Origin of the sequence: Arthrobacter sp. NicSoilB11, from assembly GCF_019977375.1 — a bacterium.
In the GTDB taxonomy this organism is placed as follows: Bacteria; Actinomycetota; Actinomycetes; order Actinomycetales; family Micrococcaceae; genus Arthrobacter.
Genome location: NZ_AP024657.1, coordinates 1,304,989 through 1,326,502 on the forward strand (window position 1 = coordinate 1,304,989; position 21,514 = coordinate 1,326,502).

Sequence of the window (21,514 nt, forward strand, 5' to 3'; positions counted from 1 at the left end):
CACAACCACGCCCTTACCCCCTCCGGCACGATGACCGGGGGTCCGCCGTCCGGCACCGTCATCTCCGCCGAAAACCTGACCAAGACCTACGGCGACGTGGCCGCCGTGGACGGCATCTCGTTCACCGTGCAAACGGGGGAGTCCTTCGGCCTCCTGGGGCCCAACGGGGCGGGCAAATCCACCACCATGAAGATGATCGGCGGCGTGACCCGCCGGTCCGCCGGCCGGCTCACCATCATGGGCCTGGACCCGGACACGCACGGACCCGAGGTACGCGCCCACCTGGGCGTGGTTCCGCAGCAGGACAACCTGGACGAGGAACTCCGCGTCCGCGACAACCTCCTGGTCTACGGCCGCTACTTCGGCCTGCCCATGAGCTACCTCAGGCCCAAGGCCGATGAACTGCTGGAGTTCGCACAGCTGACGGACAAAGCGAGATCCAAGGTGGACGCGCTCTCCGGCGGCATGAAACGCCGCCTGACCATCGCCCGTTCCCTGATCAACGAGCCGCAGATCCTGCTGCTGGACGAGCCCACCACGGGCCTGGATCCCCAGGCCCGGCACATCCTGTGGGACCGCCTGTTCCGGCTCAAGGAGCAGGGCGTCACGCTGATCCTCACCACCCATTACATGGATGAGGCCGAGCAGCTCTGCGACCGGCTGATCGTGGTGGACAAGGGCCGGATCATGGCCGAGGGCTCGCCCGCGCAGCTGATCCGCGGGCATTCCACCCGGGAGGTGGTGGAACTGCGGTTTGGTTCCGAGCGGAACGCCGCAATCGCGTCCCGGCTGGAAGGCATCGGGGAACGGCTTGAGGTGCTGCCGGACCGGGTGCTGATGTACGCGCACGACGGCGAGTCAGCCCTTGAGCAGGTGTCGGCCCGCGGCCTGAGGCCGCTGACATCGCTGGTCCGTCGGTCGTCGCTGGAGGATGTGTTCCTTCGGCTCACCGGCAGGAGCCTCATTGACTGATAGGCAGGCGTCCGGGCGGCAGCCGACCGGAGGGCAGGCAGGGGCCGCGCAGCCGGGCGGCCTGCGCGCGCATGCGCCGGCGGTTTCGGCGGCAAGGGCGCGGCGCTGGGGCTCCTTCTACTATGCCGAGCAGGTGCTCCGGGTGATGAAGGGTTACAGCTGGTCCATCCTGATGTACAGCGTGGGCCAACCGGTGGCGTACCTCTTCGCCATGGGGGTGGGACTGGCCACCCTGGTGGATACCGGCAACGCGGCCTTTGGCGGCGTGTCCTACCTCGCCTTTATCGCCCCGGCGCTGCTGGTGTCCGCCGCCGTGATGACGGCAGCCAACGAGTTCACTTTTCCCGTCATGGCAGGGTTCAAATGGCGCCGGGTCTACTACGGCCCGCACGCGTCGCCGCTGACGCCGCAGCAGATCGCCGCCGGGCAGGTCGTGGCCGTGACGCTGCGCCTGGTGCTGCAGTCGGCCATCTACTTCGCGGCCGTGGCACTGTTCGGTGCCTCGCCGTCGGGCTGGGGCTGGGCCGGGATACTGGTGGCCACCCTGACCGGGCTGGCCTTCGGGCTGCCGCTGATGGCATATTCCGCATCGATCACCGAAGACAAGGGGCAGTTCGCACTGGTGATGCGGTTCATCGTGATGCCGCTCTTCCTGTTCTCCGGGACGTTCTTTCCGCTGGACAACCTGCCGTTGGCGGTCCGCTGGGTGGGCTGGATTTCGCCCATCTGGCATGGCACCGAACTGGGCCGGGTGCTCAGCTTCGGATACCGCGAACCGGCGATCCTCAGCGTGCTCCATGCGGCCGTCCTGGCGGGGTTGGCAGTCACCGGCTGGGTCCTGACGCGGCGCCGGTTTGCCCTGAGGATGGGCCAGTGAGCACATTCTCCGGTCCCGCCGGCGCCTCCCGGAGCGCCGCGGAGCAAGCCCGCAGCCGCACTTTCGGGCCCCTGTATTCAGGCAATGCCAGGGCAGTCATTGCCCGTGGGCTGATGGCCACACGGAGCACCAACTGGCTGGTGATGCTGTCCGGGTTCTTTGAGCCGGTGCTGTTCCTCCTTTCCATGGGGGTGGGACTGGGCGCCATCGTTGGCAGCGTCCAGGGACCCAACGGAACCACCATCAGCTATGCGGCCTACATCGCACCGGCACTGCTGGCCGTCTCCGCGATGAACGGCGCCGTCTATGACTCCACCTGGAACGTCTTCTTCAAGATGAACTTCGCCAAGCTCTACCAGGGCATGCTGTATACGTCCCTGGGCCCGCTGGACGTGGCGCTTGGCGAGATCTTCCTGGCCCTGCTGCGGGGGATGCTCTACGCCACCGGCTTCACTGCGGTCATGGGCATCATGGGACTGATCACCACGCCCTGGGCACTGCTGATGATCCCAGCCTCGGTGCTGATCGCCTTTGGGTTCGCCAGCCTGGGCATGGGCATCACCAGCTTCCTCAAGACCTTCCAGCAGATGGACTGGATCAACTTCATCCTGCTGCCCATGTTCCTGTTCAGCGCCACGTTCTACCCGCTCAGCGTCTACCCACAGCCCATCCAGTGGTTCATCCAGGCCATGCCGCTCTGGCACGGGGTGGAACTGCTGCGGCAGATCAGTGTGGGCACTTTTACGGCTGCCACGCCACTGCATGTTGGCTACTACCTGGTGATGACCGCCGTCGGGATGCTGCTGACCACGCTGCGCCTGCGGAGTTTGTTCCTGAAATAGCCTGCCCGGCGAGCTGCCCTGTTCGCCGGGGGTGGAAGGCGGCGGGAGCACAGTCCGCCGTTTGAGACAATGGCTGCATGCGAACATTGGGCAGCTCCTCGTCATCTTCCAAACCCGCCCGGGGCGGTTTTTCCATGTTCCGGATCAGCGGGCCGGGCCTGATGGTCCTGGTGACGGCGTTCATTGTGGCCGTGATCTTCGCCGCAAACCAGAACGACGTGGTGGGCTGGGTTGTCGCCATCATCGCCGCCTTCTGGCTGGCACTGGCTGCGTTTGTGGTCTTCAGCATCCAGCGGGCCGCCAGGAAAGCGGGCGCAAAGCTGTCCGAAGCCCAGAGCGCCTTCAACACCGTCACCGGCCGCGTACCGGCCCGCACCTCCGCCGACCACGGCGGCACCCGGGTGGTCTACGAACGTTCCGAGGCAGACGAGGTGCGCGACCTGAAGCTGGACCATTCCTTCAAGATCGTCCAGGTGCAGGTCCGCGTGGTGGAGGAGGAGCGGGCCAAGGGCGCCGCCGCCAACCAGGACACGATCAACCGCGCCCTTGAAACCATCGAAATCACAGCCACCAACGCCCGGGACATGATCAAGTCCTCCGGCGGCAGCGGGGAGCCGGTGACCGGAACCATCATCGACTAGAGTGGAGCGGGTGAGCTCGGCATTGAACAAGGACCACCTTCGCATCGCATCCGTCAACGTAAACGGCCTCCGGGCTGCCTACAAGAACGGAATGGCGGCCTGGCTTGAGCCGCGGGAAGTGGACATCCTCTGCCTGCAGGAGGTCCGAGCCCCTGACGCCGTCGTCCGGCAACTGCTGGGGGAGGACTGGCATATCCTGCACGCGGAAGCGGAAGCAAAAGGCCGTGCCGGCGTCGCCATTGCCTCCCGCCAGGAGCCCCTGGCCACCAGGAACGGCATCGGTGACGACTACTTCGCCACCGCCGGGCGCTGGGTTGAAGCCGACTTCCGCGTCCCCGACGCCGCAGGGAACCCCGTGCAGCTCACGGTTGCCAGCGCCTATGTGCATTCCGGTGAAGTGGGGACGCCCAAGCAGGATGACAAGTTCCGCTTCCTGGACGTCATGACCACCCGCCTGCCGGAACTGACCAAGCACAGCGACCACGCCCTGGTGGTGGGCGACCTCAACGTGGCGCACACCCCCCGTGACATCAGGAACTCCAAGGGCAACCTCAAGAAGGCCGGGCACCTGCCGGAGGAACGTGCCTACTTCGACCGGTTCTTCGGTGAGGAGATCGGCTGGCATGACGTCCACCGGACCCTGGCCGGGGATGTCGACGGGCCCTACACATGGTGGTCCTGGCGCGGCAAGGCATTCGACAACGACACCGGCTGGCGCATCGACTACCACATGGCCACCCCCGAACTGGCGGCCTCCGCCATTTCGGCTGTCGTGGACCGTGCAGCCTCCTGGGACACCCGCTTCTCCGATCACGCCCCGCTGGTAGTGGATTACCAGCTCTAAGCCCGAAAGTTTTCCATGACCAGCCAGACTTCCTCCACTGCCAAGAAGCGCATCCTTTCCGGCGCCAAGCCCACCGCCGACTCCCTGCACCTGGGCAACTATATCGGTGCCGTGCGCAACTGGGTGGACATGCAGGCGGAGTACGACGCCGTCTTTTTCATCCCGGACCTGCACGCCATCACGGTGGACTTCGACCCCGCCGAGCTGGCCAAGCGGACCCGCATTGTGGCTGCCCAGTACATCGCGGCCGGCATCGACCCGGACAAGAGCATCTTCTTCGTCCAGTCCCATGTTCCCGAGCATGCGCAGCTTGCGTGGGCGCTGAACTGCATTACCGGGTTTGGCGAGGCTTCCCGGATGACCCAATTCAAGGACAAAACCCAGAAGTCCGGCGCGGACTCCGCAACACTGGGCCTGTTCGCCTACCCCACCCTGATGGCCGCGGACATTCTCCTGTACCAGAGCGACCTCGTGCCCGTCGGCGAGGACCAGCGGCAGCACCTGGAACTGACGCGGAACCTGGCGCAGCGTTTCAATACCCGGTTCGGCCACACCTTCACGGTTCCGGAGGCCACGATCGTCAAGGAAAGCGCCAAGATCTACGACCTCCAGAATCCCAGCGCCAAGATGTCCAAGACGGGGGAGTCGCCCAACGGTGCCATCCAGCTGCTGGAGGATCCCAAGATCGCAGCCAAGCGCATCAAGTCGGCAGTGACCGACGCCGGCACGGACATCCGCTTCGACCCTGAGGAAAAGCCCGGCGTGTCCAACCTGCTGACCATCTACTCCTCGCTGACGGGCAAGTCCGTGGCGGAGCTTGAAGCCGAGTACCAGGGCAAGATGTACGGCCACCTCAAGGTTGACCTCGCCGAAGTTGTGGTGGACTTCATCACCCCGCTGCGCAACCGGACCAATGAGCTGATGGCAGATCCCGCCGAGCTTGACCGGCTGCTGGCCCTTGGCGCTGAGCGGGCCCGCGAGATCGCCTCCGTCACCCTTGCCCAGGTCTACGAGCGCATGGGCTTCCTGCCGTCCCTCAGCCTCGCGGGAGTCCGCTAGCGCCATGTCTTCGGGAAAAGTCACCGCCAGGGGAGGTGCCTGCTCTGCCGGCCAGGTGGAGCAGACCCTGGCTGACCGCTTGGGAGACCAGCCAGGCCGGAATGCGGCGGCGAACCATGAGGTGGCCCGCAGCGAAGAGGTCAGCGTGGGCGTCATCCTGGGCTTTCCGGCAGACATCGCCGAAGAGCTGCAGCGCTGGCGGGCGTCGTTCGGTGACCCGCTGGCGGACGTGGTACCGGCCCACATTACGCTGGTCACCACCACCCCCACCCAGGACTGGGAAGCGACCCTCCGGCATGTCCGCGAAGTGGCCCGCTGCCAGAGCCCGTTCATGGTGACCATCGCCGGGACCGGAACTTTCCGGCCCGTTTCCCCCGTAGTCTTCATCAATGTGGAGGACGGGTTCGAGCACTGCGTGGACCTGCACCGCAAGCTCCAGCAGGGCCCACTCCACCGTGAACTGCCCTTTGCCTACCATCCGCACGTCACCATCGCCCACGATGTCGCCCCGGAAAGCCTTGACGAGGCCGAAACGGTGCTGAAGAACTACAAGGCCACCTTCCCTGTGGTTAGCATGGGACTCTACGAGCACGATGCCGACGGCATCTGGCAGCTACGGGAAGAGCTGGATTTTGGGACCGAAACTGACAACAACGCCGGCACCCGGTTCACGGACGCTGCCGCGGACACCCCAACCGACGCAGGGTAACCAGCAGCCGCTGCCCACCGAGCAGGCCAGGCTGAAGCTGGAGGTCATCCAAAAGCGGATGGAATGGAATCGGGCGCGCAGGTCCGGCAAAAAATTCGGTGCCCTGATGGCCTTGGTTCAGTGGCTCACCGCCCGCCTGAACGTCCTGCGCCCCATGCGCGCCTTCCGGCACTACACCCTCCACTACGGGCCGCTGATGAGCGCCGGCATTGGCTTCAACATGTTTTTCTCCGTCACAGGCCTGCTGGCCACCGGCTTCTCCATCGCCGGGCTGGTCCTCAGCGGCCAGCCGGCGCTGCTGGACACCGTTATCGGCAGCGTGGCCGCCAGCGCACCGGGCCTACTGAAAGTCAACGGCGGACCGGGGCTGGTGGACCCCAAGGACATGTTGGATCCCAACGGCCTCGGCTGGACCGCGGTCATCGGTGCGCTGGTAACGGTGGTCACATCACTCGGTTGGATCAACGGCCTCCGGGACGGCCTGCGCGGCGTCCTGCAGCTGCCGCCGCTGATCGTCAATCCCATCGTGATGAAGCTGCGCGACGCCGGAACCCTGCTGCTGCTGGGCGTGGCCCTGGTGATCAGCGGCGGTGCATCGCTGGTGTTCGGCACGCTGGCGGGTTGGGTAGCGGACTTCCTGCACCTCAGCGACGCCTTGGCCGGCCCGCTGACCACCTCCGTCAAAATCGTCGTCCCGCTGGTCCTGAACTGGGTCACGGCGCTGATCATGTTCCGGCTGGCCGCGGGGCTCAAGCTGTCCCGCCAGGCACTGGTCGAGGGCACCGGCCTGGCAGCCGTGGGCACCACCATACTGCAGATCTTCAGCACTGAACTTCTTGGCGGGGCCAGCCGCAATCCCATCCTGGCGCCGTTTGCCATCATCATCGGCCTGCTCATCTGGTTCAACCTCGTCAGCCAGGTCTACCTTGTCTCGGCAGGATGGGCGGCCGTCCGTGAAGCGGACCTGGAGTCGGACGCTCCTCCGCGCAAGACGATACTCGGCGCACGCCGAACCACGCCCCAAACCTGACGCGCGCCCGGCCGTAGAATTGTCCGGCCCTCCAGCACAGCGACGTCAGGGGGCCGGCACCAGACCTTCCCACGCAACGGTCCAGCCGGGCGGAAAGCCCGGAGCGTGGCGGTCCGGGCCGTGGTCCCAGCCGGCAGCCATCAGCGCGGCCGCGGCAAGGAGCCCCCCGTTGCCTGGAAGGTACAACGGCAAGGAGTCCGTCTGCCGGTTGTGACCGTTCGTCAGGACTGTGTTCTTACCGGCCTCCTGCAGGAGCGCGTCGACGGCGTACTCCGGGTCCCCGAGCCGGGCAGCGGTCATCGCCATCACCGGGTAGTCCCACCCCCATGTGGTGGTCCAGTCCCAGTCGGCCAGGACATCCTCAAGGGTGGCCCGCATGACTGCCTCATCGATCAGGTCTGTCAGCGGCAGGACGCCCAGTGCGCAGAGCATCGAGGGATGGTCCGTCCTGATGGTGAAGGGCTCCACGTCCATTGCCGCATAGACGCCGTCGACTACGCGCGGGCGCACCAGCCCGTCAGCAACCTCCTGCCAGCATGCAACGGGCTCGAGGCCCAACCGTTCCCGCCAGGCGGCGGCAGTCCTGAGGCCCCACTGCCAGTAAGCGAGTTCGAACGTCGGGTTTTTGATCTTCGCCCGCATGGACCCATAGCTCTCCTGTGCGGGTATGAGCGGCGGCCCAAGTTCGAAACCCCTCGGGGTGCGATGGGCGAAGCCCGCCATGAACGCGGCGGTTTCGAACACGATGTCAGCGAACTCCTCCAGCACGTCAGGGCCCGGATTGGCCCGGTACAGCAGCTCGGCCAAATGGATGGGATGCGGCTGCTGCCAAATCAGGAACGTCCCGATCGGGCTGGGGCTCTCCCTGCCGTCCGGGCCTACCTGCTTGGGCCAGCGGGCGCCGTCGAAGCCCTGCGCCCTGGCGGTTTCCCGCGACGTTTCCAGCACCGTTGAGTACCAGCGCAGGGAGGGGAGGAGGAGCTCCGTTCGGTTCCAGTGCGCAAAATGGGCGGCGTGCCACCAATGCATCTCCAGGTGGAAGCGGCCGCGCCACGAGCTGCACACCAGGCCTGTTTCCTGCGGCGGCAGCGATCCGGAGCAGTTGACGGCCGTCAGGTACTGGGAGAGGACAATCCGGCGTTCGAGCTCCCTGGCCCGTGGGTCCGGCGTGGCAGCCAGCTCGATGGCACCTCCGGACGACCAGAACCTGGGCCAACGGTCCATGGAGGCGGCTGCAACGTTGCTGCCGGGCTGGTTTGCGCTGGGAACCGACGGCGCTGAAGGGGAAGGCCCGACGGCGGGACCCGCATGGCGGCCAACGCCCGCCTTGCCTGCCACTCTGGAAAGGCCCGCACCGCCCCGGGGGATACAGTCCCCGTCCGCGGCGGATATGAACTCAATGGACAGGTCCAGCGCCTCGGTGCTCGAGTGGACATCCGGCCGTATGCGCAGGTGGTGCGCCCCGGTCTGTTCCACGACCAGGCCTTGGCCGGTGATCACCACGCGGTAGCGCGCGTTGTCCAGTTCGCGGTCCACCGTCCAGCTGCTGGCCCCTGCATGGGACACTGCAGGTTGCGGTCCGTTGAGGATGGTGGTGTGGGCGCCCGGCAGATCCCACCCGGCGCCGTTGTGCCACGCCTCGGAGCCGTACGGGAAGTCGATGCCGATCACCAGGCCGTCACCCAGCGCGGGTGACTCCACCCGAATGCCGAGTTCGTCGCGGTCCGGATGGCAGGCTGTGGTGACCGTGGCCTGGTGGCCGGCGATGGCGAAGGTGCTGGTGACGATGCCCGTCCAAAGATCAAGAATCTGGCTGGCGTGGGAAAGCTCGCTGCTGCTGATGGGCCGGCTGGTTCCGTCCTGCAGCAGCTGGAAACCGATGCGTCCCAGATCCAGGCGGTGCGGGTTTGCCCGCAGCCATGCTTCGGCCGTTGAGGTGCCTGTCTCACGGTCATTGACGATGTCACCCACCATGTCCACGTACGGCACCGGACCACGTGGGGAGTCGTAGAGGACCGTGGAACCTGCCAGGCTGTAACGATCGCCGCCAGGCATGGAGTGCCAGCCCCAGGTGGATTGGGTGCCCAGCAGCGTTCCCGGGGGAAGCGAGTCCTCACGGGGCCCCACGGGGTACTCGGCTGGCAGGCTTTGAAGGCCCGTGAGGTCCATGGTGAAGGCAAACTCCCCGTTGCCCACTGAGACAGGGCTTCGCGGATCAAGACTTTGCTGACGAACGTTGTGCCGCCGGACCAGCGCCTTCCTGTCAATCTGCTTGTGCCGCCGGTGGGACGTGGTCGTGGCCTCCGGCCGTACGGTGCTGGCGTGGCTGTGCACGGTGCACGCCCTCCTTACAGGTGTGTGGTGACTGATGCCGCGAAATGTCCGGGCATGGCCAGCGCGCCTCCCCGGAAACGCGGCACCGGGGAGAAAGCGGTTTCTGGCGATTCCATCCTTGGCGGGTTCCACAGCGCTGTCAAGGGGCCGCCATGTGAAATCGTGCACCGAGAAGTCCAGGTCGATAACCGGTACGGAAACCATGACGGGATCCTATTGACGGGCTTTACCCGCCGTTGATACGTTTCACGAAACCGCTTTCTCTCGCTCACCCACCCTTCTCACCAAGGAAGAAGCTTGCCCAATGACGCGCCCTGCTACCGGAACAATCCGTAAATCCCTTGCCGTCCTCTCAGCCGCAGCCCTCCTGGCCGTGACGGCCGGCTGTTCCAGCCCGTCGTCCAACAAGGCCGGGGACGGGCCCGTGGAGATCCGCTTTTCCTGGTGGGGCAATGCCGGCCGGGCCGAGCTGACCAACAAGGCCATTGCTGAGTTTGAGGCCGCCAACCCCAACATCAAGGTCAAGCCGGAATATGGCGACATCAGCGGCTACTTCGACAAGCTCGCAACCCAGATGGCCGCCAACGACGCGCCGGATGTCATCACCATGGGGGGCGCCTACCCCGCCGAATACGCAAACCGCGGCGCGTTGCTGGACCTGACCACGGTGCAGGGCTCACTGGACCTGTCAAGGATCGACCAGGGCGCCCTGGAAAACGGACAGGTCAAGGGCAAACAGTACGGCGTTTCCACCGGCGCCAACGCACTGGCCATTGTGGCCAATCCCGCCGTCTTCGCGGCGGCAGGGGTTCCGCTGCCAGATGACAGCAGCTGGAGCTGGGACGACTTCGCCAGGATTGCCGGTGACATCACCGCCAAGAGCCCCCAGGGCACCTACGGAACTGCAACCGTGCTCACCCATGACTCCCTGGACGCCTTCGCCCGCCAGCGCGGCGAATCCCTGTACACCCAGGACGGACAGCTGGGACTGGGCAAGCAAACGGTGCAGGACTACTTCCACTACTCGCTGAAGCTTAGTGAATCCGGTGCCGCTCCGAGTGCTTCGGAGACGGTGGAGAAGCTCAATGTCAGCACTGAGCAGACCCTCATGGGCATGGGCAAGGCCGCAATGATGCTCACGTGGAGCAATTCACTGACCGCCCTCAGCAAAGCCTCCGGCGCAGACCTGAAACTGCTCAAGCTACCGGGGGAGAAGCCCACCCCGGGGATCTGGCTGCAGTCCTCGCAGTTCTACACCATCTCCGCACGCAGCAAGCACACGGACGCTGCCGCCAAGCTCGTGAACTTCCTGGTCAACAACCCGGCCGCGGCCAGGGTCATCCAGAGCGACCGGGGCATCCCTGGCAACTCCGACATGCGCGCCGCCATCCAGGACATGCTCACCCCTCAGGGCAAGGTGGAGGCGGAGTACATCAACCAGATCGGCAAGATGGATTTCGCCCCAACGTACATCGGCCCCACCGGTTCAACCGCCGTCTCGGAGATCACCGCCCGGATCAACACGGACGTCCTTTTCAAGCGGGTCACGCCGGACAAGGCAGCCGAACAGTGGATCAGCGAGAGCAAGGCGGCTATCGGCAAGTAGGGCCGGCCAAACAGGCCGGGGAGGGTCAGGCAGGTGCGGCGTCGAGGTACTGGTCCGCCCAGGCGGCGATGATCCTGGCCGCCCGTGCGGCCTGGCCCTTGCCGGTGAGCAGGTGGTCGCTGCCCTCAAGGGACACGAAGTTCCTCGGATGCCTGGCCGTCTGGAAGATGGTGCTGGCATTCTCGATCCCCACGGTGTTGTCGGTGGGGGAGTGCAGCACCATCAGGGGCTTGTGCAGCTGCTTGATGCAGTCCGTCAGGTCCGCGTTCTCCAGGTCCTCCACGAAGTGCCGGCGGATCTCCACCCGCTTGCCTCCCAGGTCAACTTCGGCGCTGCCCTCGCTCAGGATCCTGTCCAGCGCGGCATCGAAAACGTGGGCCACATGTTTGGGGGAAAAGGGCGCTCCCACGGTGGCAACGGCGTCGAGCTCGGGTATCTCCCGCGCTGCGGCAAGAACCGCGGCGCCGCCGAACGAGTGGCCCACCAGCAGGGAGATTTCCTTCCCCTCCGCACGCATGAACTCCGCGGCCTTCACCGTGTCTGCCACCTTGTGGCTGAACGAGCCGGCGGACCATTCCCCGGCGGAGCCGCCCAGGCCCAGGTTGTCGAAGCGCAGCATTCCGATGCCGCTGTCCGCCAGCGCCTTGCACATCCGCGCTGCGGAGGGGCTGTCCTTGCCCAGCGTGAAACCGTGCGAGAAGACACCCCAGCCCTTGACGGGGCCCTCCGGGACGTCAATGATGCCGGACAGCATCTCGCCGGTGGAACCGGCAAAGGACACTTTTTCGGAGCGGGACAAGGAGGACCCCTTTCTGCTGAAACGACGACGGCGCCCCCACCACGTGTGGTGAGCGACGCCGTCGGCCGTTATATCTGTTGGTGAACGTGCCTAGATCTTGCGGGCCAGGATGGCCTGCTTGACTTCCGCAATGGCCTGCGTGACCTGGATGCCACGGGGGCATGCCTCGGAGCAGTTGAAGGTGGTGCGGCAGCGCCACACGCCTTCCTTGTCGTTGAGGATCTCCAGGCGCATGTCGCCGGCATCATCACGGGAATCGAAGATGAAGCGGTGTGCGTTGACGATCGCGGCGGGGCCGAAGTACTGCCCGTCCGTCCAGAACACGGGGCAGGAGGACGTGCACGCGGCGCAGAGGATGCACTTGGTGGTGTCGTCAAAGCGCTCCCGGTCCTCCGCGGACTGGAGGCGTTCCCGGGTGGGCTCGTGGCCCTTGTTGATCAGGAAGGGCATGACTTCGCGGTACGACTGGAAGAAGGGCTCCATGTCCACGATCAGGTCCTTCTCCACCGGCAGGCCCTTGATGGGCTCCACGGTGATGGGCTTGGACGTGTCCAGGTCCTTCAGCAGCGTTTTGCAGGCAAGCCGGTTGCGGCCGTTGATGCGCATGGCGTCAGAGCCGCACACGCCGTGGGCGCAGGAGCGGCGGAAGGACAGGGTGCCGTCCATCTCCCACTTCACCTTGTGCAGGGCATCCAGGACACGGTCCGTGCCGTACATGGTCAGGTGGAAATCATCCCAGGTGGCTTCCTCGGAAACCTCCGGGTTGTACCTGCGGACCCGCATGTGGACGTCGAACGTGGGGATTTCCCCGCCCCCGCCAACGCCGGCAGGAAGTTCAACCTTTGAGGCTGGCTCAGCGATTTCAGCGGTCATCTTAGTACTTCCTCACCATCGGCTCGTAGCGGGTAAAGACAACCGGCTTGGTGGCGAGGCGGATACCGGCGATTGACTCCGCCGATCCGTCAGCCGGCGCATGGTCATCCTTGTACGCCATGGAGTGCTTCATGAATTTCTCGTCGTCACGCTCGGGGAAGTCCTCGCGGAAGTGTCCGCCGCGGGATTCCTCACGGTGCAGGGCGGCCACGGTCATGACCTTGGCCAGTTCCAGCAGGAAGCCGAGCTCAACGGCCTCGAGCAGGTCCAGGTTGAAGCGCTTGCCCTTGTCCTGGACGTTGATGCGCTTGTACCGCTCCTCGAAGGATGCGATGTCGCGCAGCACCTGGTTCAGGGTGTCCGCCGTACGGAACACCTGCATGTTGGCGTCCATCGTGTCCTGCAGTTCCTTGCGGATCTGCGCCACCTTTTCGTCGCCGGTACCGTTGCGGGCAATGTCCAGCAGTTCGGTGGTGTAGGCCAGCGGGTTCTCCGGCAGTTCCACGAACTGGGCGGTCTTGGCGTATTCCGCGGCAGCGATGCCGGCACGCTTGCCGAACACGTTGATGTCCAGGAGCGAGTTGGTGCCAAGCCGGTTGGAACCGTGGACGGACACGCAGGCCACCTCACCGGCGGCGTAGAGTCCGGGGACCACGGTGTCGTTGTCCTGGAGCACTTCGGTCTCGATGTTCGTGGGGATGCCGCCCATCGCGTAGTGCGCGGTGGGGAACACGGGCACCGGCTCGGTGTACGGTTCCACGCCCAGGTAGGTGCGGGCGAACTCGGTGATGTCCGGCAACTTCGCATCGATGTGCGCCGGCTCCAGGTGGGTCAGGTCCAGGAGGACGTAGTCCTTGTTCGGGCCGCAGCCGCGGCCTTCGCGGACTTCGTTGGCCATGGAGCGGGCCACGATGTCGCGCGGTGCCAGGTCCTTGATGGTGGGGGCGTAGCGCTCCATGAAGCGCTCACCCTCCGAGTTGCGGAGGATGGCACCTTCACCGCGGGCGGCCTCGGACAGCAGGATGCCCAGCCCGGCCAGGCCGGTGGGGTGGAACTGGAAGAACTCCATGTCCTCCAGGGGGATGCCGCGGCGGAAGGCGATGCCCATGCCGTCACCGGTCAGGGTGTGGGCGTTGGACGTGGTCTTGAAGACCTTGCCGGCGCCACCGGAGGCGAACACCACGGACTTGGCCTGGAACACGTGCAGTTCACCGGAGGCGAGGTCGTAGGAGACGACGCCGGCCACGCGCTTCTGCTTGTAGGGCGTCCCGTCTTCGCGGACAGCATCCTCTTCGACCGTCAGCAGGTCCAGGACGTAGTACTCGTTGTAGAACTCAACGTTGTGCTTGACGCAGTTTTGGTACAGGGTCTGCAGGATCATGTGGCCGGTGCGGTCCGCGGCGTAGCATGCACGGCGGACCGGAGCCTTGCCGTGGTCGCGGGTGTGGCCACCGAAGCGCCGCTGGTCGATGCGGCCCTCGGGGGTGCGGTTGAAGGGCAAGCCCATCTTTTCCAGGTCCAGCACGGCGTCGATGGCTTCCTTGGCCATGACCTCCGCGGCGTCCTGGTCAACCAGGTAGTCGCCGCCCTTGACGGTGTCGAACGTGTGCCATTCCCAGTTGTCTTCCTCGACATTGGCAAGGGCTGCGCACATGCCACCCTGGGCCGCACCTGTGTGCGAGCGGGTGGGGTAGAGCTTGGTCAGTACTGCTGTGCGCGCGCGCTGACCGGACTCGATCGCGGCGCGCATGCCAGCGCCACCGGCACCGACGATGACGACGTCGTACTTATGGACCTGCATACCAGACGCTCTTTCTCTCAAAATTCGCTATAAAACAACGGGGCGGCTTTGCCTGCTCCGCAAAACAGGGCCCGCGGAAAAGCCCGCGGGCCCGGGGTTGTGCCAGTTCTAGGCAGGGCAGAATCCACCCGGAAGGGCAACGCCGTTCACCACGGGGCACGGGTTGAAGGTGAAGATGACCAGCGTGCCGAGGAGGATGATGACGACGGCGGCGGCGTAGAGGACGGTCTTCAGCCAGCGGCGGGTGGACGTCTTCTCTGCGTAGTCGTTGATGATGGTCCGGACGCCGTTGGTGCCGTGCAGCATTGCCAGCCAGAGCATGGCCAGGTCCCAGAACTGCCAGAACGGGTCTGCCCACTTGCCGGCCACGAAGCCGAAGTCAATGGCGTGGATGCCTTCGCCCACCATGAGGTTCACGAACAGGTGGCCGAAGATGAGGACCACCAGCACTACGCCGGAGAGACGCATGAACAGCCAGGCGATCATCTCGAAGTTGCCCCGTGAGCCGCTGCTGCGGCGGTACTGGGGGGCGATCCGCCCGCTGCGGGGGCTCTCGATCGTTGCAGTCATGGCTTAGTGACCTCCGAGGGCGAGGGACAGGTGGCGGATGGAGAAGGCGACCATGGTCACGACCCAAAGGGCCAGGACTGCCCACAGCATCTGCCGCTGGTACTTTGCGCCCTTCTTCCAGAAGTCGACCGCAATGATCCGCAGGCCGTTGAAGGCGTGGAACACGATCGCGGCAACAAGGCCGGTCTCGCCCAGCGCCATCAGGGGGTTCTTGTAGGCGCCGATCACAGCGGTGTAGGCCTCCGGTGACACACGCACCAAGGAGGTGTCCAGGACGTGGACCAACAAGAAGAAAAAGATCACTACACCGGTAATGCGGTGTCCTACCCAGGACCACATGCCTTCACGGCCGCGGTACAAGGTGCCAGCTGGTTTTGTCGGCACTGATAAACCTCCCTGCAACACAGCGGCGCTGGCATGAGATCCATGCGGGGGGAACGCCTGCTGCGAGAGCACTCGTAGCTCAGGCCTAAATCTAGGCTCCGCTAACAGCTTATTCAATTTCGGAGATTCTTGGTGCCCAGTACTGGAGCGGATTTTCCGGGGAAATGAGACGAACGCCACATCCCTGCAGGCTTTTGGGTACGACGGCGCCGCAAAACGCAGGTCTGATGTGTCGCCAAAGGAGCCGGTTGGGGCCGTTCCGCTAAAGTAGCCGTGATGAGTACAGACAAAGTGACAAGCCCGGCTTCACCCCTTGACCGCTTCATCGCGGTGATTCCGGCAGGCGGAGTGGGGACCCGCCTCTGGCCCCTGTCACGTGCAGCAGCTCCCAAGTTCCTTCACGATCTCACGGGATCGGGCAGCACGTTGCTGCGCGCCACCTATGACCGGCTGCACCCTTTGGCGGGCAACCGAATGCTGGTGGTGACCGGCCGGGCGCACCGCGACGCCGTATGCCGCCAGCTGCCCGAGGTGCAGGACGCCGACCTTGTCCTCGAGTCAGAGCCAAAGGACTCCGCTGCCGCCATCGGCCTTGCGGCGGCGATCCTGCACGAGCGCGATCCCGACACCATCATGGGTTCCTTCGCAGCCGACCAGGTGATCAGCCCGGATGATCTGTTCCAGCAGGCCGTCCGCGAAGCCATCCACACCGCTGCCACCGGCAAGATCGTCACCATCGGCATCAAGCCCACGCACCCGTCCACCGGGTTCGGCTACATCCGCTCCGGCAAGGCCCTGCACATTGAAGGCGCGCCCAGCGCCCACGACGTGGTGGAGTTCGTCGAAAAGCCGGACGAAATGGTGGCCCAGCAGTACGTGGACAGTGGCGACTACGTGTGGAACGCCGGCATGTTCGTGGCACCGGTGGCGTTGATGCTCAAGCACCTTGAGGCGAACCAGCCCGAACTGTTCCAGGGGCTGCAGGAAATCGCCCGGGCGTGGGACACCCCCCGGCGCGACGAGGTCACGGCACGCATCTGGCCCACCCTGCCGAAAATCGCCATCGACTACGCAGTGGCCGAGCCCGCCGCCGAAGCCGGGGACGTCGCCGTCGTTCCCGGAACTTTCCGCTGGGACGATGTTGGCGACTTTGCCTCCGTTGGCCGCCTCAACAGTGCCAAGGAAGTGGACGACGTCACCGTCCTCGGCGAAGGTGCCCGCGTGTTCACCGAGAACTCAAGCGGCGTTGTGGTTACCGACACCAAGCGCGTGATCGCCCTGATCGGCATCCAGGACGTGGTCATCGTGGATACCCCGGACGCTTTGCTGGTGACCACCATGGCCAATTCCCAGCGCGTCAAGGCTGCCGTCGACGCACTTAAGGCAAGCGGCGACACGGACGTCCTCTGACCCGGAACCTGCCGGCGCCACCGGTGCCGGCAGTCTCCGGAATGTAATGAGGCGTCAGTGAATGGGCACTAAAGCCGGCACCCTCGCTAGAGTGAAACAGTGCGCAACTACACTACTGAAGCCGAGCCCACCGCCCTGGTGGCTCCCTGGCTCGAACCGCTTTTGCCGGAACTGATCGAATTCCGGCGGGACCTGCATGCGCACCCGGAGCTGTCCTTCAAGGAGTTCCGCACCACGGACAAGCTTGCCGAGCGGCTCGAAGCCGCCGGCCTGAGTCCCCGCCGCCTGGAAGGCACCGGGCTGACCGTGGACGTGGGCGAAGGTCCCATCGCCACGGCGCTGCGCGGCGACATTGACGCCCTGCCCATCATCGAGGAGACGGGCCTGCCGTTCGCGTCGAAGAATCACGGCGTCACGCACGCCTGTGGCCATGACGTGCACACCACCACCATGCTGGGCATCGCCCTGGTATTGAACCGGATGCACCAGGAGGCACCCCTTGGGGCCACCGTCCGGATCATCTTCCAGCCTGCCGAGGAAACGATGCCCGGCGGCGCGCACGCCTGCATCGAACAGGGCGTCCTGGAGGGCGTCCCCCGGATCCTGGCCCTGCATTGCGACCCCCGGATTGAGGTGGGCAAGGTGGGAACGCGGATTGGTGCCATTACCTCGGCTTCGGACACCATCCGGATCGAACTCTCCGGCCGTGGCGGCCACACGTCGCGCCCGCACCTCACCGAGGATCTGGTGTTCGCGCTGGCCCAGATCGCCGTGAACGTACCGGCCGTGCTGTCCCGCCGGGTGGACGTCCGCAGCGGCGTCTCCGTGGTGTGGGGCCAGATCACCGCGGGCTCGGCACCCAATGCGATTCCCGGCAGCGGCTACATGGCCGGGACCATGCGCTGCCTGGACCGCGACGCCTGGCACGCTGCCGGCGAACTCCTTGACGAAGTGGTCCACCAGGTGGCCGCACCGTACGGCGTGGACGTCCACCTGGAGCACACCAGGGGAGTGCCGCCGGTGGTGAACTCGGAACACGAGACAGCCATCATCGAAGCTGCCGCCCGGGCCGAAATCGGCGAGAGCGCCGTGGTGCTGACGCCGCAGTCCATGGGCGGCGAGGATTTTGCCTGGTTCCTGGCGGAACTTCCGGGAGCCATGATGCGGCTGGGCACCAAGACGCCGGGCGGTGAGGACTACGACCTCCACCGCGGCGATTACATCCTGGACGAGCGCGCCCTTGGCCTGGGCATCCGGGTCCTCACCGCAGCGGCGCTGCGGACCATCCGGGACCTCGAGCAGGCACCGCTTCCGTAACCTCTTTGGCCTGGGGGCGCGCCTGGCAGAGCCCGGCCGGAAAGGTGCCCTGCCGCCGTCGTTCGCATGCCGACGGCGGCGCAACAGGGGCTGCCCCACCTGCAGTAAGTTGTGCACAACTTAATTGTGGGCTATCGTTTCTGTATGACCGAAGCACCCCGCCTGGACCGGCAAGTCTGTTTTGCCCTGTACTCAGCTTCCCGTGCCGCCACCGCCGTCTACCGGCCCGTGCTGGACCAACTGGGGCTCACCTACCCGCAGTACCTGGTGATGCTGGTCCTGTGGGAAAGCGAACCTCGGGGCGTGAAGGAACTCGGCGGGGAACTTGGCCTCGACTCCGGCACCCTGTCGCCGCTCCTTAAGCGCCTGGAAGCCCTGGGGCTGGTGGAACGGCGGCGGTCCGGCGAGGACGAACGCCGCGTCGCCATCCACCTGACGGATGCCGGGCGGAACCTCAGCGGCGCGGCCAGCGCCATTCCGCAGCGGCTGGCCGATGCCGCAGGACTTTCGCTGGACGAACTCGAACAGCTGCGGACCACCCTGGGCAAGCTCACGGCTGCCCTGCATGAATCGCTGTGAACCCGAATACTGCACCATCCCATCTACAGGACGGATTTTTTTCGTGAAGACTCTCTACACCGCCGAGGCGCTGGCCTCGGGCGAAGGGCGCGACGGCGCTGCACGCAGCAACGACGGCAGGCTCGCAGTGGATCTCGCCAGCCCGGTCGAACTCGGCGGCAGCGGCCACGGCACCAACCCCGAACAGCTTTTCGCCGCCGGGTATGCCGCCTGCTTCCATTCCGCACTGCGCCTGGTCGGCCGCAAGGCAGGCGCTGACCTGACGGACTCGGCAGTGGCAGCGAAAATCCACCTGGGGCAGCTGGACGGCGGAGCCGGCTTCGGGCTGGCCGCCGAACTGGAAATCGCCCTGCCCGCCCTGGACCTCGCCACGGCGGAAGACCTTGTGGCCAAGGCGCACCAGGTCTGCCCCTATTCCAACGCCACCCGCGGCAACATCAACGTCGACCTCAAGATCCTGGAGTACGCAGCATGAGCACAGCCCTTGCAACCACCACCCGCGAAATCCGGTTGGCTTCGCGCCCCGAGGGACGCCCGTCCAATGAGAACTTCGAACTTGCCGAGTCGCCGCTGCCCGCACTCGAAGACGGCCAGATCCTGGTGCGGAACCTCTTCATGTCCGTAGACCCGTACATGCGGGGCAGGATGAATGACGTCAAGTCCTACTCCGCGCCCTTCGCCGTGGGCAAGGCGCTCGACGGCGGGGCGGTGGGCGAGGTGATGGCGTCCCGGTCGTCCGCACACCAGGAGGGCGACGTCGTCGTGCATCCGCTTGGCTGGCGCGAGTATGCGGTGGTCGACGGCGCTTCTGCCACCCCCGCCCGCACTGACCTGGCCCCGGCGTCCGCCTTCCTGGGCGCCCTGGGCATGACCGGGCTGACGGCCTACACCGGTCTGTTGAAGGTTGCCGAATTCAAGCCGGGCGACGCCGTGTTCGTTTCGGGCGCGGCGGGTGCCGTGGGCTCGCTGGTGGGACAGATCGCCAAAGCCATGGGCGCCTCCCGGGTCATCGGCTCGGCCGGCTCGCCCGCCAAGGTGGCCCGGCTCCTGGAGCTCGGTTTCGACGCCGCGTTCGACTACCATGACGGTCCCGTTGTCGGGCAACTGGAAAAGGCGGCCGGCCCGGCCGGCATTGACGTCTACTTCGACAACGTGGGCGGCGAGCACCTCGAGGCTGCCTTGTCGGTCCTCAACGTGGGCGGCCGGGTGGCAATGTGCGGCGCCATCGCGCAGTACAACTCAACCGAACCCACTCCTGCACCCCACAACCTGATGCAGGCTATCGGGAAGCAGCTCACCCTCCGGGGCTTCCTGGTGGGCGGGCAGCGCCAGCACGCGGCGGAGTTTGCGGAGAAGATGGCCGGCTGGCTGGCGGACGGGACCGTGCGCTACGACGAGACCATCGTTGACGGACTGGAGAACGCGCCACAGGCCTTCATGGACCTCCTGGACGGCGCAAACACCGGGAAAATGCTCGTCCGGCTGTAGCCGCCACCATCACGCACAAGCAGTAGGGACACCGCATCCGCGGTGTCCCTACTGCTTGGTAACAACTTGTAAACAATCTCCCGGATGGGCTCCTGGCGTGCTATGGGGACGTGGCGCAGGCCACTAAAGTAAGTGCCATCAGTGCGCTCCGGCGCAGTGCTGCGTGCCTTCAGTGAAAACAGAATTTCAGCGCCGAAACGGACACTCATTGAATTCCAGCCCGTAGCGCCACTCGCATCATCCCTGGAGGAAAATTGAAGAAATCACTGCGTGCCAGCTTCAAGCGCGGTTCAATGGCCGGAGTGGCCACCCTCGGTGCGTCCGCGCTTGTGCTCACCGCCTGCGGTGCAGCCCCCGAAGCCGGAAGCACCTCATCCGCAGGTGCCAGCGACTACACGGGCTGCATCGTGTCGGACTCCGGTGGATTCGACGACCAGTCCTTCAACCAGTCCTCCTACGAGGGCCTGAAGAAGACCGAGAAGGACCTTGGCATCAAGGTCAACCAGATCGAGTCGAAGACCAATAACGACTTCGAACCCAACCTGCGGGCCATGGTCACGGCCGGCTGCAACCTGACCATCACGGTGGGCTTCCTGCTCGGCGACGCCACCAAGGCCCAGGCCACCGCCAACCCGGACAAGCACTTCGCCATCATCGACTTTGGCTACGACAAGCCCATCAGCAACGTCAAGCCGATCATCTACGACACCGCGCAGGCGGCCTTCCTCGCCGGCTACCTGGCTGCAGGAACCACCAAGACCGGCACCGTGGCCACCTTCGGCGGCATCAAGATCCCCACCGTGACCATCTTCATGGACGGCTACGCCGACGGCGTGAAGTACTACAACCAGCAGAAGGGCAAGAACGTCAAGCTGCTCGGCTGGAACAAGGATGCCCAGGACGGCAGCTTCACCGGCGACTTCGAAAAGCAGGACGTGGGCAAGCAGCTGACCAAGAACTTCCTGGACCAGGGTGCGGACATCGTCATGCCCGTGGCCGGTCCCGTGGGCAAGGGCGCCGGAGCCGCGCTTAACGAGGCCAAGGCTGCCGGCAAGGACGTCAAGCTGATCTGGGTTGACTCGGACGGCTACCTCACCGCCCCGGACTACAAGGGCATCATGCTCTCCTCTGTCATGAAGCAGATGGGCGAGGCCGTGGAGACCGTTGTCACCGAGGACAAGGACGGCAAGTTCAACAACACCCCGTACGTTGGCACCCTTGCCAACGACGGCGTGCAGCTGGCACCCTTCCACGACCTCGACTCCCAGGTCCCCGCCGACGTGAAGTCCGACCTCGAGAAGATCAAGAAGGACATCGTCGACGGCAAGCTGAAGGTCGAGTCCGCAGCCAGCCCCAAGGCCTGATCCACCACAGGAAGC

The 21,514-nt window shown here is 65.4% G+C and carries 21 protein-coding genes; 15 read left to right on the plus strand and 6 right to left on the minus strand.

The genetic code is table 11. The annotated features are described in order from the left end of the window. The first annotated feature begins 30 nt into the window (after nucleotides 1-30). The 8 genes from LDO14_RS06160 to LDO14_RS06195 all read left to right on the plus strand — a co-directional run bounded on the left by LDO14_RS06160 (nucleotide 31) and on the right by LDO14_RS06195 (nucleotide 6,974). Nucleotides 31-972, plus strand: a complete 942-nt coding sequence (locus LDO14_RS06160; protein ID WP_223995148.1) for an ABC transporter ATP-binding protein — start codon at nucleotides 31-33, stop codon at nucleotides 970-972. Next, on the plus strand, nucleotides 965-1,849 hold the full coding sequence (locus LDO14_RS06165) for an ABC transporter permease (protein WP_223994422.1): 885 nt from the start codon (nucleotides 965-967) through the stop codon (nucleotides 1,847-1,849). The genes LDO14_RS06160 and LDO14_RS06165 overlap by 8 nt, the downstream gene beginning before the upstream one ends. Further along, the gene (locus tag LDO14_RS06170) at nucleotides 1,846-2,691 is read left to right on the plus strand and encodes an ABC transporter permease (protein WP_144600486.1); all 846 of its coding nucleotides are present in this window, start codon (nucleotides 1,846-1,848) and stop codon (nucleotides 2,689-2,691) included. The genes LDO14_RS06165 and LDO14_RS06170 overlap by 4 nt, the downstream gene beginning before the upstream one ends. Before the next feature lie 77 nt (nucleotides 2,692-2,768). Further along, complete coding sequence (locus tag LDO14_RS06175) at nucleotides 2,769-3,332, plus strand: hypothetical protein (RefSeq protein WP_026265924.1); 564 nt, start codon at nucleotides 2,769-2,771, stop codon at nucleotides 3,330-3,332. Nucleotides 3,333-3,342: 10 nt separating this feature from the next. Further along, the gene (locus tag LDO14_RS06180) at nucleotides 3,343-4,176 is read left to right on the plus strand and encodes an exodeoxyribonuclease III (protein WP_018770225.1); all 834 of its coding nucleotides are present in this window, start codon (nucleotides 3,343-3,345) and stop codon (nucleotides 4,174-4,176) included. A 15-nt stretch (nucleotides 4,177-4,191) separates the two neighbouring features. Beyond that, nucleotides 4,192-5,235, plus strand: coding sequence for a tryptophan--tRNA ligase (trpS, locus tag LDO14_RS06185; RefSeq protein WP_018770224.1), 1,044 nt, complete (start codon nucleotides 4,192-4,194; stop codon nucleotides 5,233-5,235). A 4-nt stretch (nucleotides 5,236-5,239) separates the two neighbouring features. After that, the gene (locus LDO14_RS06190; protein ID WP_081620213.1) at nucleotides 5,240-5,944 is read left to right on the plus strand and encodes a 2'-5' RNA ligase family protein; all 705 of its coding nucleotides are present in this window, start codon (nucleotides 5,240-5,242) and stop codon (nucleotides 5,942-5,944) included. A 106-nt stretch (nucleotides 5,945-6,050) separates the two neighbouring features. After that, the gene (locus LDO14_RS06195) at nucleotides 6,051-6,974 is read left to right on the plus strand and encodes a YihY/virulence factor BrkB family protein (protein WP_043425099.1); all 924 of its coding nucleotides are present in this window, start codon (nucleotides 6,051-6,053) and stop codon (nucleotides 6,972-6,974) included. A 45-nt stretch (nucleotides 6,975-7,019) separates the two neighbouring features. On the opposite strand, the gene LDO14_RS06200 is transcribed toward LDO14_RS06195, so the two are convergent. Beyond that, on the minus strand, nucleotides 7,020-9,308 hold the full coding sequence (locus LDO14_RS06200; RefSeq protein WP_223994424.1) for a hypothetical protein: 2,289 nt from the start codon (nucleotides 9,306-9,308) through the stop codon (nucleotides 7,020-7,022). 304 nt (nucleotides 9,309-9,612) lie between these two features. Here LDO14_RS06200 and LDO14_RS06205 point away from each other — a divergent pair, with 304 nt between their 5' ends. Further along, nucleotides 9,613-10,914 (plus strand): extracellular solute-binding protein, encoded by a 1,302-nt coding sequence (locus LDO14_RS06205; protein WP_223994426.1) that lies wholly within the window; start codon nucleotides 9,613-9,615, stop codon nucleotides 10,912-10,914. A gap of 25 nt (nucleotides 10,915-10,939) precedes the next feature. On the opposite strand, the gene LDO14_RS06210 is transcribed toward LDO14_RS06205, so the two are convergent. From LDO14_RS06210 to sdhC, 5 genes are all read right to left on the minus strand, one after another. Further along, complete coding sequence (locus LDO14_RS06210; protein ID WP_144600482.1) at nucleotides 10,940-11,713, minus strand: alpha/beta hydrolase; 774 nt, start codon at nucleotides 11,711-11,713, stop codon at nucleotides 10,940-10,942. A 90-nt stretch (nucleotides 11,714-11,803) separates the two neighbouring features. After that, nucleotides 11,804-12,586 carry a succinate dehydrogenase iron-sulfur subunit gene (locus LDO14_RS06215; protein WP_134164564.1) on the minus strand — a complete coding sequence of 261 codons (783 nt, stop codon included), beginning with the start codon at nucleotides 12,584-12,586 and terminating at the stop codon, nucleotides 11,804-11,806. Between the two features lies 1 nt (nucleotide 12,587). After that, complete coding sequence (gene sdhA, locus LDO14_RS06220; RefSeq protein ID WP_018770217.1) at nucleotides 12,588-14,387, minus strand: succinate dehydrogenase flavoprotein subunit; 1,800 nt, start codon at nucleotides 14,385-14,387, stop codon at nucleotides 12,588-12,590. Nucleotides 14,388-14,495: 108 nt separating this feature from the next. Continuing rightward, nucleotides 14,496-14,957, minus strand: a complete 462-nt coding sequence (locus LDO14_RS06225) for a succinate dehydrogenase hydrophobic membrane anchor subunit (protein ID WP_018770216.1) — start codon at nucleotides 14,955-14,957, stop codon at nucleotides 14,496-14,498. Between the two features lie 3 nt (nucleotides 14,958-14,960). Further along, entirely contained in the window at nucleotides 14,961-15,296 is a 336-nt protein-coding gene (gene sdhC, locus LDO14_RS06230) for a succinate dehydrogenase, cytochrome b556 subunit (protein ID WP_026265921.1), read from the minus strand. Nucleotides 15,297-15,617: 321 nt separating this feature from the next. On the opposite strand from sdhC, the gene LDO14_RS06235 reads away from it, so the two are divergent. The 6 genes from LDO14_RS06235 to LDO14_RS06260 all read left to right on the plus strand — a co-directional run bounded on the left by LDO14_RS06235 (nucleotide 15,618) and on the right by LDO14_RS06260 (nucleotide 21,499). Continuing rightward, a complete protein-coding gene (locus tag LDO14_RS06235) occupies nucleotides 15,618-16,751 on the plus strand; it encodes a mannose-1-phosphate guanylyltransferase (RefSeq protein ID WP_223994428.1) in 1,134 nt (377 codons plus the stop codon). A 99-nt stretch (nucleotides 16,752-16,850) separates the two neighbouring features. Further along, nucleotides 16,851-18,068, plus strand: coding sequence for an amidohydrolase (locus LDO14_RS06240; protein ID WP_018770213.1), 1,218 nt, complete (start codon nucleotides 16,851-16,853; stop codon nucleotides 18,066-18,068). Nucleotides 18,069-18,212: 144 nt separating this feature from the next. Beyond that, nucleotides 18,213-18,647: a MarR family transcriptional regulator gene (locus LDO14_RS06245; protein ID WP_018770212.1), complete on the plus strand. Its 435-nt coding sequence runs from the start codon at nucleotides 18,213-18,215 to the stop codon at nucleotides 18,645-18,647. A 43-nt stretch (nucleotides 18,648-18,690) separates the two neighbouring features. Then, entirely contained in the window at nucleotides 18,691-19,122 is a 432-nt protein-coding gene (locus LDO14_RS06250; RefSeq protein WP_134164562.1) for an organic hydroperoxide resistance protein, read from the plus strand. Further along, nucleotides 19,119-20,135: an NADP-dependent oxidoreductase gene (locus tag LDO14_RS06255; RefSeq protein WP_018770210.1), complete on the plus strand. Its 1,017-nt coding sequence runs from the start codon at nucleotides 19,119-19,121 to the stop codon at nucleotides 20,133-20,135. The genes LDO14_RS06250 and LDO14_RS06255 overlap by 4 nt, the downstream gene beginning before the upstream one ends. A 293-nt stretch (nucleotides 20,136-20,428) precedes the next feature. Then, nucleotides 20,429-21,499 carry a BMP family ABC transporter substrate-binding protein gene (locus LDO14_RS06260; RefSeq protein ID WP_051081395.1) on the plus strand — a complete coding sequence of 357 codons (1,071 nt, stop codon included), beginning with the start codon at nucleotides 20,429-20,431 and terminating at the stop codon, nucleotides 21,497-21,499. The last annotated feature ends 15 nt before the right edge of the window (nucleotides 21,500-21,514 follow it).

What these genes read in the sequence shown, in the direction of transcription:
- LDO14_RS06225 (WP_018770216.1), bottom strand. Translation starts at nt 14,957, where the DNA reads ATGACTGCAACGATCGAGAGCCCCCGCAGCGGGCGGATCGCCCCCCAG.
- sdhA (WP_018770217.1), bottom strand. Translation starts at nt 14,387, where the DNA reads ATGCAGGTCCATAAGTACGACGTCGTCATCGTCGGTGCCGGTGGCGCT.
- trpS (WP_018770224.1), top strand. Translation starts at nt 4,192, where the DNA reads ATGACCAGCCAGACTTCCTCCACTGCCAAGAAGCGCATCCTTTCCGGC.
- LDO14_RS06190 (WP_081620213.1), top strand. Translation starts at nt 5,240, where the DNA reads ATGTCTTCGGGAAAAGTCACCGCCAGGGGAGGTGCCTGCTCTGCCGGC.
- LDO14_RS06245 (WP_018770212.1), top strand. Translation starts at nt 18,213, where the DNA reads ATGACCGAAGCACCCCGCCTGGACCGGCAAGTCTGTTTTGCCCTGTAC.
- sdhC (WP_026265921.1), bottom strand. Translation starts at nt 15,296, where the DNA reads ATGTGGTCCTGGGTAGGACACCGCATTACCGGTGTAGTGATCTTTTTC.
- LDO14_RS06255 (WP_018770210.1), top strand. Translation starts at nt 19,119, where the DNA reads ATGAGCACAGCCCTTGCAACCACCACCCGCGAAATCCGGTTGGCTTCG.
- LDO14_RS06205 (WP_223994426.1), top strand. Translation starts at nt 9,613, where the DNA reads ATGACGCGCCCTGCTACCGGAACAATCCGTAAATCCCTTGCCGTCCTC.
- LDO14_RS06215 (WP_134164564.1), bottom strand. Translation starts at nt 12,586, where the DNA reads ATGACCGCTGAAATCGCTGAGCCAGCCTCAAAGGTTGAACTTCCTGCC.
- LDO14_RS06175 (WP_026265924.1), top strand. Translation starts at nt 2,769, where the DNA reads ATGCGAACATTGGGCAGCTCCTCGTCATCTTCCAAACCCGCCCGGGGC.
- LDO14_RS06160 (WP_223995148.1), top strand. Translation starts at nt 31, where the DNA reads ATGACCGGGGGTCCGCCGTCCGGCACCGTCATCTCCGCCGAAAACCTG.
- LDO14_RS06195 (WP_043425099.1), top strand. Translation starts at nt 6,051, where the DNA reads ATGGCCTTGGTTCAGTGGCTCACCGCCCGCCTGAACGTCCTGCGCCCC.
- LDO14_RS06235 (WP_223994428.1), top strand. Translation starts at nt 15,618, where the DNA reads ATGAGTACAGACAAAGTGACAAGCCCGGCTTCACCCCTTGACCGCTTC.
- LDO14_RS06260 (WP_051081395.1), top strand. Translation starts at nt 20,429, where the DNA reads ATGGCCGGAGTGGCCACCCTCGGTGCGTCCGCGCTTGTGCTCACCGCC.